This window comes from Bradyrhizobium sp. 142 (assembly GCF_023074015.1).
Classification (GTDB): domain Bacteria; phylum Pseudomonadota; class Alphaproteobacteria; order Rhizobiales; family Xanthobacteraceae; genus Bradyrhizobium.
This window is the reverse complement of the sequence record NZ_JADPKQ010000541.1, coordinates 47,733-64,279: the sequence shown is the minus strand read 5'-3', so window position 1 is coordinate 64,279 and position 16,547 is coordinate 47,733. Positions and strand designations below refer to the sequence as shown.

Annotated in this window: 19 protein-coding genes and 2 pseudogenes; 6 read left to right on the top strand and 15 right to left on the bottom strand. The window is 63.5% G+C overall.

Features of this window, described 5'->3' with window-relative positions; translation table 11 throughout:
* Positions 1-258 precede the first annotated feature (258 nt).
* The 5 genes and pseudogenes from IVA82_RS48030 to IVA82_RS48020 all read right to left on the bottom strand — a co-directional run.
* Positions 259-487 (bottom strand): annotated as a pseudogene (locus IVA82_RS48030) (transposase); the annotation flags it as partial.
* Positions 474-617, bottom strand: coding sequence for a hypothetical protein (locus IVA82_RS48025; RefSeq protein WP_247494066.1), 144 nt, complete (start codon positions 615-617; stop codon positions 474-476). The pseudogene IVA82_RS48030 and the gene IVA82_RS48025, both read right to left, overlap by 14 nt.
* 457 nt (positions 618-1,074) lie before the next feature.
* Complete coding sequence (locus IVA82_RS48390) at positions 1,075-1,392, bottom strand: UvrD-helicase domain-containing protein (RefSeq protein WP_253075590.1); 318 nt, start codon at positions 1,390-1,392, stop codon at positions 1,075-1,077.
* A complete protein-coding gene (locus tag IVA82_RS48385; protein ID WP_346659697.1) occupies positions 1,292-1,591 on the bottom strand; it encodes a UvrD-helicase domain-containing protein in 300 nt (99 codons plus the stop codon). The genes IVA82_RS48390 and IVA82_RS48385 overlap by 101 nt, the downstream gene beginning before the upstream one ends.
* 675 nt (positions 1,592-2,266) lie before the next feature.
* On the bottom strand, positions 2,267-2,980 hold the full coding sequence (locus IVA82_RS48020) for a hypothetical protein (protein ID WP_247494065.1): 714 nt from the start codon (positions 2,978-2,980) through the stop codon (positions 2,267-2,269).
* Positions 2,981-3,173: 193 nt separating this feature from the next.
* On the opposite strand from IVA82_RS48020, the pseudogene IVA82_RS48015 reads away from it, so the two are divergent.
* Positions 3,174-3,508 (top strand): annotated as a pseudogene (locus IVA82_RS48015) (DDE-type integrase/transposase/recombinase); the annotation flags it as partial.
* A gap of 346 nt (positions 3,509-3,854) precedes the next feature.
* Here IVA82_RS48015 and IVA82_RS48010 read toward each other — a convergent pair.
* The 4 genes from IVA82_RS48010 to IVA82_RS47995 all read right to left on the bottom strand — a co-directional run bounded on the left by IVA82_RS48010 (position 3,855) and on the right by IVA82_RS47995 (position 7,332).
* On the bottom strand, positions 3,855-4,166 hold the full coding sequence (locus IVA82_RS48010; RefSeq protein ID WP_247494064.1) for a zinc ribbon domain-containing protein: 312 nt from the start codon (positions 4,164-4,166) through the stop codon (positions 3,855-3,857).
* A 44-nt stretch (positions 4,167-4,210) separates the two neighbouring features.
* Positions 4,211-4,468, bottom strand: a complete 258-nt coding sequence (locus IVA82_RS48005) for a recombinase family protein (RefSeq protein WP_247494070.1) — start codon at positions 4,466-4,468, stop codon at positions 4,211-4,213.
* 1,231 nt (positions 4,469-5,699) lie between these two features.
* Positions 5,700-6,392: an SMC-Scp complex subunit ScpB gene (locus IVA82_RS48000; protein WP_247494063.1), complete on the bottom strand. Its 693-nt coding sequence runs from the start codon at positions 6,390-6,392 to the stop codon at positions 5,700-5,702.
* Between the two features lie 4 nt (positions 6,393-6,396).
* A complete protein-coding gene (locus tag IVA82_RS47995; protein WP_247494062.1) occupies positions 6,397-7,332 on the bottom strand; it encodes a DUF1403 family protein in 936 nt (311 codons plus the stop codon).
* A gap of 144 nt (positions 7,333-7,476) precedes the next feature.
* Here IVA82_RS47995 and IVA82_RS47990 point away from each other — a divergent pair, with 144 nt between their 5' ends.
* Positions 7,477-8,616: a site-specific integrase gene (locus tag IVA82_RS47990; protein WP_247494061.1), complete on the top strand. Its 1,140-nt coding sequence runs from the start codon at positions 7,477-7,479 to the stop codon at positions 8,614-8,616.
* A 21-nt stretch (positions 8,617-8,637) separates the two neighbouring features.
* Here the strand turns inward: IVA82_RS47990 and IVA82_RS47985 are convergent, their stop codons facing one another.
* The 6 genes from IVA82_RS47985 to repA form a co-directional block, all read right to left on the bottom strand.
* Positions 8,638-9,051 carry a type II toxin-antitoxin system VapC family toxin gene (locus tag IVA82_RS47985; protein ID WP_247494060.1) on the bottom strand — a complete coding sequence of 138 codons (414 nt, stop codon included), beginning with the start codon at positions 9,049-9,051 and terminating at the stop codon, positions 8,638-8,640.
* Positions 9,048-9,296 (bottom strand): type II toxin-antitoxin system VapB family antitoxin, encoded by a 249-nt coding sequence (locus IVA82_RS47980; RefSeq protein ID WP_247494059.1) that lies wholly within the window; start codon positions 9,294-9,296, stop codon positions 9,048-9,050. The genes IVA82_RS47985 and IVA82_RS47980 overlap by 4 nt, the downstream gene beginning before the upstream one ends.
* A gap of 100 nt (positions 9,297-9,396) precedes the next feature.
* Positions 9,397-9,762, bottom strand: coding sequence for a hypothetical protein (locus tag IVA82_RS47975; RefSeq protein ID WP_247494058.1), 366 nt, complete (start codon positions 9,760-9,762; stop codon positions 9,397-9,399).
* A 334-nt stretch (positions 9,763-10,096) separates the two neighbouring features.
* On the bottom strand, positions 10,097-11,425 hold the full coding sequence (gene repC / locus IVA82_RS47970; protein WP_247494057.1) for a plasmid replication protein RepC: 1,329 nt from the start codon (positions 11,423-11,425) through the stop codon (positions 10,097-10,099).
* A gap of 168 nt (positions 11,426-11,593) precedes the next feature.
* Positions 11,594-12,601, bottom strand: a complete 1,008-nt coding sequence (gene repB, locus IVA82_RS47965; protein ID WP_247494056.1) for a plasmid partitioning protein RepB — start codon at positions 12,599-12,601, stop codon at positions 11,594-11,596.
* Between the two features lie 72 nt (positions 12,602-12,673).
* Complete coding sequence (gene repA / locus IVA82_RS47960; protein WP_247494055.1) at positions 12,674-13,858, bottom strand: plasmid partitioning protein RepA; 1,185 nt, start codon at positions 13,856-13,858, stop codon at positions 12,674-12,676.
* Positions 13,859-14,270: 412 nt separating this feature from the next.
* Here repA and traI point away from each other — a divergent pair, with 412 nt between their 5' ends.
* The 4 genes from traI to IVA82_RS47940 are packed head-to-tail and all read left to right on the top strand — an operon-like array spanning position 14,271 to position 16,543.
* Positions 14,271-14,894 (top strand): acyl-homoserine-lactone synthase TraI, encoded by a 624-nt coding sequence (gene traI, locus IVA82_RS47955; RefSeq protein WP_247494054.1) that lies wholly within the window; start codon positions 14,271-14,273, stop codon positions 14,892-14,894.
* Between the two features lie 18 nt (positions 14,895-14,912).
* On the top strand, positions 14,913-15,881 hold the full coding sequence (gene trbB, locus IVA82_RS47950) for a P-type conjugative transfer ATPase TrbB (RefSeq protein ID WP_247494053.1): 969 nt from the start codon (positions 14,913-14,915) through the stop codon (positions 15,879-15,881).
* Positions 15,871-16,251, top strand: a complete 381-nt coding sequence (locus tag IVA82_RS47945; protein WP_256469860.1) for a TrbC/VirB2 family protein — start codon at positions 15,871-15,873, stop codon at positions 16,249-16,251. Before trbB ends, IVA82_RS47945 begins: the two co-directional genes overlap by 11 nt.
* Complete coding sequence (locus IVA82_RS47940; RefSeq protein ID WP_247494052.1) at positions 16,244-16,543, top strand: conjugal transfer protein TrbD; 300 nt, start codon at positions 16,244-16,246, stop codon at positions 16,541-16,543. The genes IVA82_RS47945 and IVA82_RS47940 overlap by 8 nt, the downstream gene beginning before the upstream one ends.
* The last annotated feature ends 4 nt before the right edge of the window (positions 16,544-16,547 follow it).

The following is a 16,547-nucleotide window of genomic DNA, read 5'->3' as shown; positions in this document are numbered from 1 at the left end:
CCGACCTCCTGCTGGGCTACGCCCTCCCTGCGTCACGAGCCCGGCGAAGCTCTCTCATCCTGATTGACGCTGCACTTCCATCCTGATTGCCGCGCCGCAGACGCCCTCACTCGAGCCTTGACGGGCGCACGCCCGACGAGGCTTACTTCGGCACGCAAGCTATGGTGATGGCCGCATGACCGTCGCCGACGATTTTGTCGTCGCTCTGGTCGGGCTACGCCCCTCCCGACGCAACGACAAAATCGTAAGGTTCCGCGTTCAGCATAACCCGGCAGGAATCCACTTAAATCCCGCGGGGCGCTGTCCAAACAACCGGGGCCAGCTCTCCATATAGCGTGCCCGCTGCACGGCCCACTCGTCGTTCTGTTCGAGCAGGATCGCCCCGATGAGGCGGACGATGACATCCTCGTTGGGGAAGATGCCGACCACCTCGATCCGCCGCTGGATCTCTGCCGTTGAGACGTTCGATAGCATCAAGGTTCGCGAGAGCGCGCGCGTTCCGCTGGCAATGCCGGGCCGCCATAATCACTCTCAACGTTCAGGCGCTCGGTCGCGAAGACGACGAGCTGCATCGGCGTGAGTTCGGCGGCAAGACCATGCAGCGCCTGGAGCTTCAAGAGAACATCCTTTGCGAGGGGGTTAATGACGTCGTCCGCCCGCGTCCGCAGCTGGAAGCGTCGGCGCCCGTCCTGATCGGGAGAGAGCGCCGCCGTGATATCGAGAACGTCTTCGTTGCATAGCCCGACAATGGGACCTCGCATGAAGGCGCCGAAGTGTCCAGCGGGTCCGCAAGTGCGCGGACCAGGATGACGACGTCCTAACGTTCTGGCGCCGGAAGAGCGCGTAACGTGCCTGGGAGGCCACTGCGATGCGTTGCGCTTCAAGGGCGCGTTCATAGCGCCAGAGTATGCATCGGCGCAAGCAATGTGATGTCGCCTGCGCGCAAGTATCGCTCCGTCCCCTCGCGGCGGCAGATTCTCAGGGCGCCAATAAGGCGCGCGCACAGCTGGGCAACAGCTGCCGCTTCCGCTTCGCGCTCGTCCTCGTCGCTTGCGTCCCGCGGAACGCCGATTGTCAGCTTTGCTGTAGCAGCGAACGGCAACGGCGGCAGCGCAAGGGTCGAAGCGAGCGGTACGAAGCCGGGCTGCCCCTTCTTTCCGAGAACGTCCTGAAATACGCGGTTGACGTGCGCATAATCTCCGGGCGGGATCTGAAATTCGCGGTGACAGCAAGCAGCCAGCCGTTCTTGGTCTTGCCGATCACGGACTTCGCCAGCGCGTAAGATTCTACGTCAGCGCTGCGAAAGCGATAGATCGCCTGTTTGTGATCTCCCACCAGAAACAGCGCCCCGGGGCGCAAGACGGCATTGCTCCAGGTCGCTGGCTGCGACATGCGCGGCTATGCAGAATACGATTTCCACCTGCACGGGATCAGTATCCTGGAGTTCATCGACCAGCAGATGCGCATAGCGGCCAGCGAGCCAGGCGCGCGTGTCGGAATTCTCGCAGACAAGAGCTCGCGGCTGCCGCAAACAAGTCGTCGAAAACGAGGACGGCCGCCTCGCGTTTGCGCGGTCGTAAGCCTCGACCACTCCGGTTAGGTGCGCAGCGCTTCATACACCAGGCATTGCGATGGAGCCGATCAGCGTTCGATAGGCCGCGAACTTTCTCGAAGTGTTCGGCCGCTTCCTGTCCGCGACGCCGCCCATCCGCCTCGCCGAGAGCCTGCTGCCAAGCGCGCATCCTGTTATAGGGCAGTAAGTCGATACTTTTCTGCCGCATCATGCTGATGCGCGGCGGCAGGGTCAGGCGCCACAGATCGGAAAAGGCGGCGTTCGCGTGATCGCCCCCAAAGAACGCAGAGAGGCGCTCGAGATCGGTGATGAGCTCCGCTGTCCACGTCTCTCCTGGTCCCCGCGGTCCGGGCGAGTGGGACAATCGGGTGTCGGTGCAGTCGCGCTGCGATGTTCGCGCCGGAGGATGGCAAGCTCGCGACGCGCTCGCCCCCCACCGGGTCGTCCTTTGCAAGAACAGGAATTGGACGATCCCGTTCGTCGCCAAGCGTCAGCATCTTCTTCAGCCAGGTCGCGAGCCATTTCATAAAGAGGGCATTAGCAATGGCCTGGTCGACCACCCGCGAACCCGGGTCAAGGCCGGCGTCGATCCCGTGCGAACGAAGGATACCCTGGCAAAAGCCGTGGATCGTTGTTGCGGTGATTTCTCGGATGCGTGGCGCTGCGCGTCCAGGTGCCCGCGCCCTGCTGTGCCTATCGCGCTCCGCCAAACCACATCCTCTCTTTCTTTCGGCCACAATGTGCTGGCTGCCTGCAGGGATCCAGCCGCCTCCCTGTATGCGCGCGAAAGTGCAAAGCCGGTCGATTGGTCGAAGATGATGTCATACATCGTCTGGTCACCTTCGGCCGCTTCCGCACGGAAGTCGCAGTTGCCCAGCAGGTGTTGCGGTATAATTGGATTTTCGCTGGACCGTCTTGGCTTTGCATTCGCGTCCAGCCCGATGAGCCGAACATCAGCGAGAGGTAAGAACCGAGGCCGTCGATCGTGGTGATGTCCTTTCCGAGCAACGCGAACAGCGTCTCGCGGACGCCGGAAGCTAAAGCGTTCGCCTGATCGGTTCGATTCCGACGCCGCGAGACCGGCGGCGCCGGTCCATGGCCATGACCGCGATGGATGCTCAGTTCCTTCAACACGGCTTCGATCCAGGCGTCGCAAGCGGATGCCTTCTCGTGGTAGGCGTCATAAAGCGCAAGTGCCTGCTCGAGCGCAAACAGATGCTCGGCGCGGTAGCTTCCGGTGAGCGCCTTCGCGATCGTCTCGGCGCTGGAGTGGCAGTTGTAGTGGCGCAAGCATGCCAGTGCCTCCGGATCGCGCTCGCCGGCAAGGATCGCGAGGATGATACGCAGGCCGGTCCCACCGGTCATGTCGGCGACGACGTGGTGCAACTGAAGATTCATCTCCGTCAAGGCCTTCTGCATCTTGGATACGTGAGGCCGCGTACTCCAGCAGACGCTCGCGCTGACGCACGTAGGCTCGCAGCTCGGCAACCTTTGGGCCGAAGAGCTGGCCCGCAGAAACCCGAACGAATAGAGCCGCTGCAGCCATTGCGCATCGCCGACATCGGTCTTGCGCGGCACGTGCTTGGCATCGCGTGTTGACAAAACGCTGATGCGACGGATGGGGCTAGAGGCGCTCTATCGCCGTCCGCGCACCACCAGGCCTGAGCCCGGCGACAAGATCCCGTGCGTATCTGCTGCGCGGCATGGCGATCACGCGGCCGAACCAGGTCTGGGCGATGGAGATCACCTACCATCCCGATGGCGAGTGGCTTCGTCTATCTCGCCGTCGTGCTGGACTGGGCGACACGTCGTGTTCTATCGTGGCGGCTGTCGATCACCATGGAAGCAGCCTTCTGCGTCGAGACGCTGGAGGGTGCCTTGGCTCGTCAGGGCAAGTCGGACATCTTCAACACGGATCAGGGCTCGCAGTTCAGCCGGTAAACGCCCCGAGGTACACCCCTCGTATTTGACGCTGCGCGCCAGAGCTGTTCGACAAACACGTTGTCTCGCGCCATGCGCCCTTGCCGTTCCCAGACCGGTTGAGGTTCGAGGCCAGAACGCCGAGCGAAGCTGGGTCAGCAAGGGGGCGGGCGTTGTCGCATCATGCATAGCGATCTTGCCCTCGACCTCCGCCGCGTGAGCGAGCGCTCTGGTCCAGCGCGCTTCCAGCTCACTGGCCACGAGCCGGTTCGGGGGGTCAGCGGCATCGTATTGCCGGAAAGCCCTGTCGGAGGCATAGCGCGCCGCCTTGAGGTCGCGACTGAGAGCATCGCGCACCCGATCACGCCGTCCCTAGCTCCCTTGGCGGCAGCGATTGCCGCGGCGATAGCGCCGGACCGACGACGCCAAGCAGTGCTTCCTCGATTGCATGATCGATGCGCAATCCGCCGCCGCCGAAGGTGATGCAGTGAAGGCCGCCATTGTCCATCCGGGCGCGGCTACAGCTGTAGCGCGGGATATGGTGCTTTAGGTCGGAGTAGCGGAGTTTGAGCTTGCGGCCGCAGCGCTTGCACCGGATCAGACCGGCCAGCACCGCGTCATCATGCTTGGCCGCGTCGTGATGCCGACCAGTGGGAACGCTGCTGCTGACCATAGCGCGGATCGATCGCCTCGAACCTCTCCCAGCTCACATACCCGTCATGGGTATTGGGCTTCAGCGACAACCATTGGTTCCGCGTCTTGCGGCGGATCTTCACGCTCACGCTCGGCGGTGGATGCTGCCGCCACAGCCATCTTACCATAGGCACAGGCGCCGCCGTAGACCGGGTTCTCATTGATCCCTTGGATGGCGGAGTAGCTCGGTCGCCGCCAGGCCGTGTCGCCGTTGGTCTGCTTCACTGGCAGATCGAGCTTGTACTCCTGGAGCCAGCAGAGCGCCTGTCGCGCGCTGCCCAGTTCCTCGAGCTTGTCGAACTTCCGAATCGATGATTGTCAGCGAGCCGCCTTCCTCGATGTTACGCGCGGCGAGCCGAAAAATCGCTTCGGGCGCTGGAGCGCGTTGGCGTCGTTCCTGGACACGCCGATCCGGTCTTTCTCATAACGGTCGCCGGCCTTCACGAAGCCGACGGGCGCCGCCACAACCAACTCGCCCCGGCCCGCCTTCTCGTAGCGGGCCGAGAGCGAGCGCTGGCGCCACAGATCCAGCTCTACTCGTTGAGGTTGCCCTTGAGCGCGAGCAGCAGTAGATGGTCTCCTGATCGATCAGAACGGTATTGACCACGCGGCACATCCCGACGAGTTGCTGCCAATCCCGGCTGTTGCGGGCGAAGCGCGAGACCTCGCGGGCGCAAACCACCCCAAGCTTACCGAGGCAAACCTCCGCTACAATTAGCTCGAAACCGGCTCGTTGTACGCCGGCGGCGGCTCGAACGACCGAGATCATCATCGATCGGTTCGATCTCTGACCACCCGAGCGCCGTGAGCCGGTTCCGCATGGCGTATTGCAACGCGCTGCTGTCGCGATTGTGCAACACCTGATGGGCCGAGGATTGGCGCACGTAAGGAATCGCCTTTCGCTCCAGATGATGAGGCCTGACGTTGTCAGAGATCATGCGCTGCAAGTGCGGTTATGCTGACAAATGGCCGAGCTGCCAAAAGCTCCGCCTCAGGGCATGCCGTCCGGTCGAACATCCATGCTGGACTCCAGCCAACGATCTGCTTGCTATCCATCCAGCGTGCAGCGGAAGGCCACATCGCCACCCTTGTCGACGGCCCATGAACGCAAACTCGGCGACCAAACCAAGGATGATATCGATAAAGAACCTCGCGAAGAACGGTCCTGTTGGCGTTCTCAAACTTCGTTGTACAACAGCAGGCGTCCCCATTCGAGTCTTGATGGCAGCACGCCGCGGAAACTCTGTTCAGACAACCGGGACCAGCTCTCTATCCGGCCAACGACATATACGCGCACGTCGGTAGCTTCGCTTTGAGAATCCATCGACCTCCCAATCATAGCTCTAGGCTATGTTCGGTCAATGATAACGGCAAGGTACGCGACGCGTGTGTCACGCAGCATTCTTCAGCGAGCTCCCGCGGGGTTCTCTCGCAGTTCAGCGGACGCGGGGCTAAATCGCTTGCGCTGGCGTGGATAATCGGAAAAGCAAGCCGATTGGCGGCCAACATTTGGCTAGCCCGACTCTGTCCAACCGGCAGCTTTTTCGTCATCCACCTGGTCTTCTCCATGTGCCGGCAAGGGGTCCGGAAACTCCCCGGCCAGCAGCTTGTCCTTGCTGAGGAGGCCAGCGTCCTCCAGAGCTTCCATGTCGGGCAAATCCCGCAGCGTCTCCAAGCCGAAGTGCGACAGGAACGCGTTGGTCGTTACGTAAGTGTAGGGCGCGCCGGGTTGCGGGCTACGGGGCCCGGCAGCGATGAACTCCAATCCGCGTAGACGCCCGACGGTATCGCGGCTGACCTCCTTGCCGAAGAAGGATGACAATTGGGAACGCGTGATCGGCTGATAATAAGCGATGCAGGCGAGGATCAGCGCTTCAGTCTGTGACAAATCCTTGCCGCCGTTGCCGGCGCCGATCGCAGCCCGGATCGCCTCGGCGAAGTTTTTCCTGGTCCTGTGCTGCCATCCGCCGGCGACGGATACGAGCTCGTAAGGGCGGCCGCGCAGCTCGTCGCGGATGTCGTCAATCAGAAGGTCAATACTGCAGTTGCGGCCGACAACGCGCGCGAGGACATCGCGCGTCACCCGCGCGGACGAGGCGAAGATCACAGCCTCGACCCGGCCCATCCATTCGCGCCAGCGCAGGTCCGGCGGCAGGTCGGCCAGTTCGGTGTCGAGCTCCTCTTTCGCTCGCGCGCGCCGCCCCATGGCATCACAGCCCGTAGAGCCGGAAGCTCGAACGGCCGGTGAGCTCGCGCACGGCGCCGAGCGCCACCAGTCGCTCGAAGAGTCGGCGCGTGCTCCGGTCACTCGCCGTTTTGCCGGCGCCGGCGGGCTGGGCGTCTTCCGTCAGCAGGATCAGTACCATCCTATCGGCGTCGCGGCCGCGCAGCTTCGGCGCGGTCGCCAGCAGCCGATTAGCCCGCCCTACGAGGCCGACGTAGAGATCGGATGCTGCTGCGGCGGCGCGTGCATAGGCCAATGCGCAGGCCGTTGGCCATGCTTGGTCACTGGCGTCCGCCTTACTGGCGGCGCGCAAATCGGCGCGACGGACCTGGCTCGCGATCAGCGGCACGGCCATCGGCCACTTCAGACGATGCGCGAGCACAACGTCCGCAAGCCAAAGGGCGAGCGGTTCGCTTTCGGGCACGGAGCGCAGGCTCGTCGCCGCGATCTCGGCGGCGGCCGCAACAGCGCTCCCCTGTCCTGCCGCTAGGTTCGCCGCGGCGGTGACGACGTCATCGAGCGCGTCGTTGAAGCGCAGTTCGAGCAGCGTGGACAGGACCAGCATCCGGTCCTGCGGCACCGAGTCCTTCGACATCATGGCGGCATGCTGGCCGAGATGCCGCCAGGCCTTGAGGATACGGCCGCCCGGCCCCGGGTCGTCGCCCTCCCGCCGCAGATACCAGGCGTCGCGCAGCGCCGCTTCGTCTTCTGACCGCCCGCCGTGCCGCGCGAGGAGAGCGGCGCTGGCGAGCGCCAGGCGCTGGCGCCAGAGCCCACCAAGCGGGTGCTCGCAACGCGCAATCGGGTGGACGGCAGCAAGCGCGCTGCCGGCAAAAAACATCGCATCGCCAATCGGTTGTGTGGACGCGACCTGCCGCGTCCAGCCCGGAACAGGTGGGAAGGTGGGCGGGGGCTCGGGCATGATTCGCGCGCGAGAGAGCATGGGTGAGAGTAACCTCACGCGGCGCTTATGGCCACCGGAACCGCACTAAACCGCCGAGCTTGTCTGGGGATAAAAACGAACGATAATGTTGCCTTATCATTCGTTTTTCTCTTAATATAAGGAATGCCCGATATCGCCGCCCAGACCCCGGACAATCGCGCTCCGGACGCCTCCGCATCGCCGGACAGCCCGCCTCCTGGCGTCGATCTTTCCGCGGCGGAGGCCTCAGTCGCGACCCGCGGCGGCCTCCCCGCCCCGCTTCCGGCCGCCAGCCTGCCGGCCCATCTCGCGCGCCTGGCCGAGCGCGCCCGCGGCTATGTCGACGCCGCGAGCTCGGCCAACACCCGCCGGGCCTATGCGTCGGACTGGAAGCACTTTTCCGCCTGGTGCCGGCGCCAGGGCCTCGAGGTCCTGCCGCCGTCGGCGCAAACCGTCGGCCTCTACATCACCGCCTGCGCCTCCGGCGCGGCGACCGCCGATCGCCAGGCGAATGCGGTCGCGACGATCGAGCGGCGGCTTTCGGCGCTCGCCTGGAATTATGCCCAGCGCGGGACGCCGCTCGACCGAGCGGATCGGCATATCGCGACCGTGCTGGCCGGCATCCGCAACACCCACGCCGCCCCGCCCCGCCAGAAGGAAGCGGTGCTGCCGGAGGACGTCATCGCCATGCTTGAGACGCTCGACCGTGGCACGCTGCGGGGCTTACGCGATCGCGCCATGCTGCTGATCGGCTTTGCCGGCGGCCTGCGGCGCTCGGAGATCGTCGGGCTGGATTGTGGCCGTGACCAGACCGAGGATTCTTCCGGCTGGGTCGAGATCCTCGACCAGGCCCTGATTGTCACCCTGCGCGGCAAGACCGGCTGGCGCGAGCTCGAGATCGGCCGCGGCTCATCCGACGCGACCTGCCCGGTCGTCGCCCTACAGATCTGGCTGAAGCTGGCCCGGATCGGCCACGGCCCGCTGTTCCGCCGGGTGCGCGGTCAAGGCAAGGACGTCGGACCCGATCGCCTGAGCGACCAGCAGGTCGCGCGGCTGGTCAAACGCGCGGCCCTGGCCGCCGGCGTGCGCGCCGATCTGCCGGAGGGAGAGCGCGAGACGAAGTTCGCCGGGCATTCGCTGCGCGCCGGCCTCGCCTCCTCGGCCGAGGTGGACGAGCGCTACGTCCAGAAGCAGCTCGGTCACGCTTCCGCCGAGATGACCCGACGCTACCAGCGGCGGCGCGACCGCTTCCGCGTCAATCTCACCAAAGCAGCTGGGCTCTGAAGCCCCTCCCTTACCCGCGCCTTAGAAGTTCCACGGCGAGATAAAGTCGAGACCGGTCGAGGCAAAATCACTGAGATTCCGCGTGGCCAAGCGGCCGCCGTTGACGCGGACGATGGCTGCGATCATACCGTCCGGCGCCGACATCGGTTGGCCACGGCGCGTCGCCTCTCCCATGATGTCGCCGTAGGCGAGTGCAGCCTCTTCCGTCAGGCCAAAAATCCGATCGGCGAAGCGGCGGCGCCACTCCGACAAGCCGCGTTCCAGGCGCGCGGCGCGCTGGTCGGGCCTGATCTTCTGAATGCCGAAGGCGATCTCGGCGATCGTGACCGTGGGAAGCGCGAGCTCCGCATCGTGGCGAACCAGCCAGGCGATGACTGCGTCGTCAGGCGCCTTCCTCAAGGTCTCCGAGATCACATTGGTATCGAGAAAGATCAAAGGTCAGGTCCGGTATGCGATCGCCGCCCTTGGCGAATGATCGCCTCGAGGTCAATGTCCGCATCCCCGCTTGCCCGAAGTCGGGCGTAGAACTCCGCGGGTGGTTCGCGCCCGGCCACGCGTTCCTCGTAAGCTTCGAGTGCCCGCTCGACGACGTCCGCGATCGAGCGATGCTCCCGACGCGCCAGACGATGGGCAAGATCTCGCGCCCTTGCACTCCGGACTGAGAGCTGTGGTTCGGCCATAACGACTCCTTTCTTAAGCATATAAGCCGAAAACGCCATGCCATCAAGATGGCATCTGCTGGCTAGCCAGCTCGCGGAATCCGGCAACGTCCGTATCGATCTACGAATTCAAGCTCTGTCGACGCGCCAACTCAGGCGAAGCGCGCATGTTGCTCATCACCTCGCCCATTGCCATTCGGAGCTCGTCCTGGGCGTCATTCAGTCCGACATGGCCGGTATAGGCCGCGAGTGCCGCGAATTTCAGCGCGGCCAACATCGCGGCTTCGCTCCCCAGCTCGCGCGAGACGTGCTTGGCCGGATGCGTTTCCAGCACGGAAAAAGCCGACTGGGTGATCGTTCGCCCGAGCTCGTCGATGAGTTCGTCGAACGCGGCAAGCTCAAGATCATCTTCCGAGCGGCTCGGCCGCGGCACTGGCGGGGCGTTTCGGACGGCCAACGTCACCTCGCCAACGACCTCGGCTACCAAGCCAACGATCTCGCCGGCACGCGCGTCGAGCTCGTCCCATGGGATGCACCGCGTCCCGAGACCTTCCTGCGCGGATGCTCCGCCGGCGTTCGTGCCGCGATGCGAGCGTTAATCGTGAGACCTGAGCGATCATCGCCAAAGATCGTCATGATCCGCACGCAAGCCGGGCGGTCGCTGAGGCTGCGCAGCTCCTCGGCCCGTTCGAGGGCCGCCGCGATCGCGCCGCCGACGCATGTGGAGTCTCCGGTCAAATCGCCCTCTCCCATCCTTTGTTGGCCAGAAAACCGTAGCTGAGTCGTCTGTAGCGACGGAGTCATTGCGGGCGCCGTTTTGGTCATTTCGGCCGCTTCGCGAGAAGAGCCCGCAATTCGGCGCTCGGCTGGAGCCCGCCGGTCTCAGTCGGATTTCGTGGCTCAGACCGGCCAGGGCCCTGGGTGGGCGGTGTCGTTGGCGGTTTCGCTCCGTCGAGCTTGGCGCGCAGCAAGGCCATGATCATCGGCCACGCGGAGAATTTCCCGTCCTTGGCGCGGTCGGTTAGGCTTCGCAGATAACCGCCGGCACTATTGATCTGGTCCGCTTTCTGGTGGATCGCGGCGAGCGTAATCGCGGCCTGCTGGTCGCCGAGGACCTCCCTGGCCTCGCGCCACGCGCTCGGGCTGATCCCCAGCGTCGACCGGGCAAGCTCCGCAGCGGCCAGCAAATCTCGCCAATGGCGGATTTCGCCACCTTTGATCAGCCAGCGCATGTTGGGGCAGGCATCCAGCACGATCCCCAAGGGGAGCTCACGCTTCGGCAAGCTCCGCAGGTTCTGGGGAGCCGCGGCGTTGCCGCCCGCTTCATCTTCCTTCGCCAAGCCTCGTTCAGATTCAGATGGAAGGTCTGGATTTGAATTCTGTATGTGGCGTCCGGAATGGGACTCATTGGCGTCCGGATTCTGTGTTTTCGCGAAAGTTTCCAATAGCTCGCGGATCTCGCACCAGAGCGTTTCCATCTCGCTGCCGAGGCTTTCCAGGAGCTGCCGCGGCGCGGTCCGGGGAATCCGCCCCGCGATCTCCTGGTAGGCCTGCTGAAACCGCCTCCAATCCCCCGGCACACCCTCCTCGACCCCGGCTTCGATCATCTTCACGATGTCCCGGCGCAGGATGGTGAGACGCTCCTTGGCAACGCGGAATGCCTTCTTCTCGGCCTGCACAGCGGCCGCGAGCGATTTGTACTCCTCGGCGCGGGCCACGATCGGAGCCAGGTCGAAGCCGTAGGCCTGCTCGATCTCGCCGCCCTGCCCCTTGCGCGCAAAGCGCTTGCCGTTCGGGCTATCCCTGCGAATGATCAGCCCGCAGTCAACCAGGACGGCGAGATGCCGGCGCAGCGTCGTCGGCGGCATCCCGTTGGCGCGCGCCATCAACTGCTCGTTGGATGGCCAGACGATCACCTCGCTGGTGGCCTCGAGCGCGATCTCGGGATGGAAGGACAACAGCGCGTGCAGGATGGTCAGCGCACGGTCGGTCGCGCCGAGAACCTGGCGGGCCTCCTTGATGTGCTGAAAGACGTGCCATTTGTGAACGATGGCCGTCTCTGGCTTTGCCTTTGCAGCCAGCTGGCTTGAAATCATGCCAAGCGTCATCGGCCGCCGCCCAAAGGGCGTCGTTGATAAGGGTGTCTGCATTTTCCTTCACCTATCGCTAGGCAAAAGAAATCCGCCCTCCAAAACGAGCGCATCACTGCGTCGGTTGGACTTGACACTGATTCACGGAAGTGGGATTCTGTCAGTCGCCAAACTTAACAGATAAGGGCTTCCGGAACCTCGTTTCGGGGGCCTTTTTCTTTTGCGGGGTTAGCCTCCAGTTTCCTGTGGGATCGTCTCTCTGCGGAAATCCTCGTAGAGTCGATCGAGGTTCTCCGACAGATACTCGCCGAACGCGCGGGCGTCAGACGTCTTGGCCTTGAGCGCCAGCGTGAACTTCTTACCCTCGGCTGAAATCTCCGCCGAGAGCGCGCTATCCTGGGGTGTCCAGTTTCGCTTGCTTGTCTGAGTTTGCCTGCGCGACGGCTTCGACTTCAGTTTGCGGACTAGAAAGTCGAACCGTGCCTCGCTCGAGAGCGCCGGAAAGGCATCCTCCCGAATGGTTTCAAGGGCGCGCTCCTGGTTTGCCGGACTATCGAGCAGCAGCTTCAACTCATACCAGCGATCGCGGCCGACGTTCTTGGCTTGGCCGATGGCATCCAAGATGGGGGAGGGCAGCCCCGCGACCGACAGCATCTTTGAGAGCGTCGTCCGGTCGATCGAGAGCGCACTCAGAATGATGGCGTTGTCGTCGTCGTAGCGAAGGCGCACAACGTCGGCGGCGAAAAGGGCACGATCGATGAACGGAACGTCGGCACGAGCAGCGTTCTCCTGACCGAGCGCAAGCACGTGCTCGCGATCCTGGATATCCTTGACGACGGCACGGACCTTTCGGCCTAGCGCCTGAGCGACTTTCCAACGGCGATGCCCGAAGACCACCATGTAGCGGCCGGCTGACTTCGGGTTGGGCCTGACCAGAATAGGGGAATCCTGGCCGCGCTCGCGGATTCGTTCCAGCAGCTGGTTGAACTCGGCCTCATCGTCGGCACGACGATCGCGGACGAACGAAGCGTCGATAAGCTCGGGCTCAAGCTCAACGATGGTTTCCCCCTCCACAAGCTTGTCGGCCCGAGCCGCAAGCTCATCGAGCGACTTGAGGAGCGAGCGCGACGCGCCCTTGGCCGCATAGTCGGACACCGGACGGGACGGCCGCTTGTCTTCATCAATGGTCCGCGTATCGTCATCAATGATTTTGGCGAAGGGGTTTTTACGAGCCATGACCAAACCTCTCGTTTCGCCTTAGGCTCTTGAAGTCGCAGAGATTTTCGGCGGTTTTGACTGCGGTCAACATCACAGGCGCCCCCATGCCCGGTGGATGAGCTCCTGAACCTCGAAATTCACCGCGTCCAGCGCTTCGATGGCGCGATCATAGGTATCCCGATTGAAACTGCCGCGCTCCACTTCATACAGGGTTTGCTTCGTCAGCCCAGCGTCGGAGATCGCGGTCGATTTCAGCATAGGATTCTTGAGAATCTCCTCGGCGAGCATGGACTGCATGAAGCCGAGCATTTGGGTTTGCGGAATATCCATAGGCTCGTATCGCGTGATCAGGTAGCGGAGCCAGTCGATGTTGACCGTCGCGCCTTTCTCCCGGATCGCCCTCACGAAGTTTCCGAGCATCAGCAGGAACTGGCTCATGGACATGAGGTCGAGCATCTGCGGATGCACGGTAATCAAAACAGACGTGGCAGCAGTCAGCGCCGTCAGTGTCAGGAAGCCGAGCTGGGGCGGGCAATCGATCACAACGACGTCGAATCGATCCTCCACTTCCTCGAGCGCGCGGCCCAGGCGTTCATAGAACCGCTTGCCTTCATTCGAGCTCTGCATCGAGAGCGGGGTGTCGTACTCGTATTCCTGAAGCTCCAGGTTTGCCGGGATGATCTTGAGCAGAGGGAAATTCGTGGGCAGGATGACCTCGGCGACAGACCGACGCTTTTCGTCATATCGGATGGCGTCATAAAGCGATGGATTTCGATCCAGCTCTGGCTGAAAGCCGTGAAGTGCCGACAGTGACGCCTGAGGATCGAGGTCGATCGCGAGCACACGGTGCCCAGTCAGCGCCAAGTGCTGGCTGAGATGCGCGGCTGTCGTGGTCTTCCCTGATCCGCCCTTGAAATTGACGACAGCGATGACCTGGAGCTTTTCGCCCGGCTTGCGGAACGGGACGTACTGTTTCGCGTCGGATCGCCCGTTCTTGTCCAGGTAGTGCCGCAGCTCCATCATCTGTTCGGCGGTGTAGAAGCGCCGCCCCCCTGTGATGGTGGGCTCGGGGCCTTTCTTTTCGAGATGCAGCCGTTTGAGGTTATTAGGGCTGACGCCGAGATAGTGCGCGACCTCCGACATCGGGAACAAGCGGAGCGTCTTCTTCGCGTCGGGTGGAAATTTCTCCAGCCGAAGCTGATCGAGCTTCCGCGAGATCTCGTCGCCCTGTGCGAGGATTTTCTCGTCAAACTCGAATTTTGGGAGTAGCCCCATACCAATCCGTCCTGCCCAGAAAATAGCGCCATAAACAGCGAAACGCGGTGATCAGGCGCCAGTATGGGGGATTCGACCTATGTGGCAAGTAGTTTAAGGTTAACAACATCTTAACCGCTGTACTCAGCCGTGCAGAGCGAGGCGGTGATTCGTTCGGAATCGTCCAATCTTATCGAAGACTTACAAAGCACGCTCGGAGCCGGCCGCGCCGTTTTCTCCCCCGTTAATTCTACAGTCCGAACCATCCTTTTCGACCCGACTTGAGTTGTGAACCGGCCAAATCCGACACTGAACGCGCGACTCACCTCGACTCGCAGCTTCGCCGGCCCCCCGTTAATTCAACAGAGCGTGCAAGCCGCCGCACCATGCTGACTTGCCTCCGTTCACCCGAACGAAACGGAGGATTCGACCAATGCGGGCAATTGCGATCGACGCCAACGAACATTGCAGATTGGGGTCTCTGCTCGATGAGATGCATCAGTTGCGCGCTCGGGTGTTCGCCGGCCGGCTCGGCTGGCAGGTGAGGATCGCGCAGGGCCGCGAGCGCGACGAATATGACGCCCTCGACCCGACCTACATCCTGGCCCTCACCGACTGCGGCGACGTTGCCGGCTGTGCCCGCCTGCTTCCGACCACCGGCCCAACCATGTTGTCGTGGACCTTCCCACAACTGGTGCCGGGCGGTCGGCTGCCGGGCAAGCTAACCAGCGTCGAGAGCTCGCGCTTCTGCGTCGACACAAGAGGGGAGGGCAGGGGACGCGGGTTCCTGCACGAAGCGACGCTGACGATGTTTGCTGGGATCATCGAGTGGTCGGTGTCGAACGGCTTCGACGAGATCGTCACCGCGACGGATGTTCGGTTCGAACGCATCCTGCAACGGGCGGGCTGGCCGATGAGGCGCCTCGGCGATGTGAAGCTCATCGGCGAGACCATGAGTGTCGCCGGCATCTTGCCGGCCGACCAAGCCAGCTTCGAACAGGTCTGCCCGGCCGGCTATCGGTCGGACCTGCGGCGCCTTCAGCGCGTCGCTGCGTGATCGTGGCGACCGATTACCATGGCTGAACTTCGTTCGCATCCGCGGCTTGTCCGCAAACTCCAGGACGCGCTTGGCGACGAGATCTGCGCCGCGCTCGATGATCCCGCCGTTGTCGAAGTCATGCTCAATCCAGACGGCCGGCTGTTCATCGAACGGCTCGGCCACGGAATGACAGCGGCCGGGGACATGCCGGCCGCGACCGCCGAGATCATTATCGGCAGCGTCGCGCATGCGCTGCAATCGGAGGCAGACGACGAGCGTCCGATCATTTCTGGCGAACTGCCGATCGGCGGTCATCGCTTCGAAGGTTTGCTGCCGCCCATCGTCGGTGGCCCCGCATTCACGATCCGGAAGCGGGCTTCGCGTCTCTTCGATCTGGATGATTACGTGACTCAGGGCGTGATGAGCGTCGACCAGCTCGCGGTCATCCGCAACGCCATCGCCTCGCGCCTGAACATCGTCGTGTCCGGCGGCACTGGCTCGGGGAAGACCACACTCGCCAACGCCGTGATCGCGGCGATCGTCGCGCAGGTCCCCGAACACCGCCTCGTCATTCTCGAAGACACGGCCGAGATCCAGTGCGCGGCCGACAACGCCGTCTGCCTTCACACGAGCGACACGGTCGACATGGCGCGCCTGCTCAAGAGCACCATGCGTCTGCGCCCCGATCGCATCATCGTCGGCGAGGTCCGCGATGGCGCGGCACTCACGCTGCTCAAGGCGTGGAACACCGGCCATCCGGGGGGCATCACCACCATCCACGCCAACAGCGCGCTTTCCGCGCTGCGCCGTCTCGAGCAGCTCACGGCCGAAGCCAGTCAACAACCCATGCGCGAGGTCATCGGGGAGGCGGTCGACCTGATCGTCTCGATCGAGCGGACCGATCGCGGCCGCCAGGTCCGCGACGTGCTTCATGTCGAGAGCTTCTCGGCAGGCCAATACCAAACCCAATCCTACACCCGAACGGAGGAGCGCCATGTCGCCTAACCGCATGATGATTGCAGGTGTCGGCGGCCTGCTGCTCGCACTCGTGATGCTCGACCCTGCCTTCGCATCGACCAGCGGCGGCGGCAATCTTCCTTGGGAGAGCCCGCTTCAGCAAATCCAGCAATCGATCACCGGTCCCGTGGCCGGGTTCATCGCACTTGCGGCCGTGGCGGTTGCTGGCGGGATGCTGATCTTCGGCGGCGAGCTCAACGATTTCGCGCGGCGTCTCATGTACGTCGTGCTCGTCGCCGGCATCCTTCTTGGCGCCACGCAGATCGTCGCCTTGTTCGGTTCGAGCGGCGCCTCGATCGGCGACGTCGCGCGCACGCCGTCGATCGCCGACAGGGCAGGGGACATCAGTCATGGCTGAGGTCGGCGCCAATCTCAGACGCAACCGCATTCATCGCGCGCTGTCGCGACCGAACCTGCTGTTCGGCGCCGATCGCGAGCTCGTCCTGCTGACCGGTCTTGCCGCAGTCATCCTGATCTTCGTCGTGCTCACCTGGTACGCGGCAATCCTTGGCGCCGCGATCTGGATCGTTGTCGTGGCGGCGCTGCGGATGATGGCGAAAGCGGATCCGATGATGCGGCGAGTCTATGCCCGCCACATCTCCTATTCCGCGTACTACCGGGCGACCTCGACGCCCTGGCGCCGCTACTAAAGGT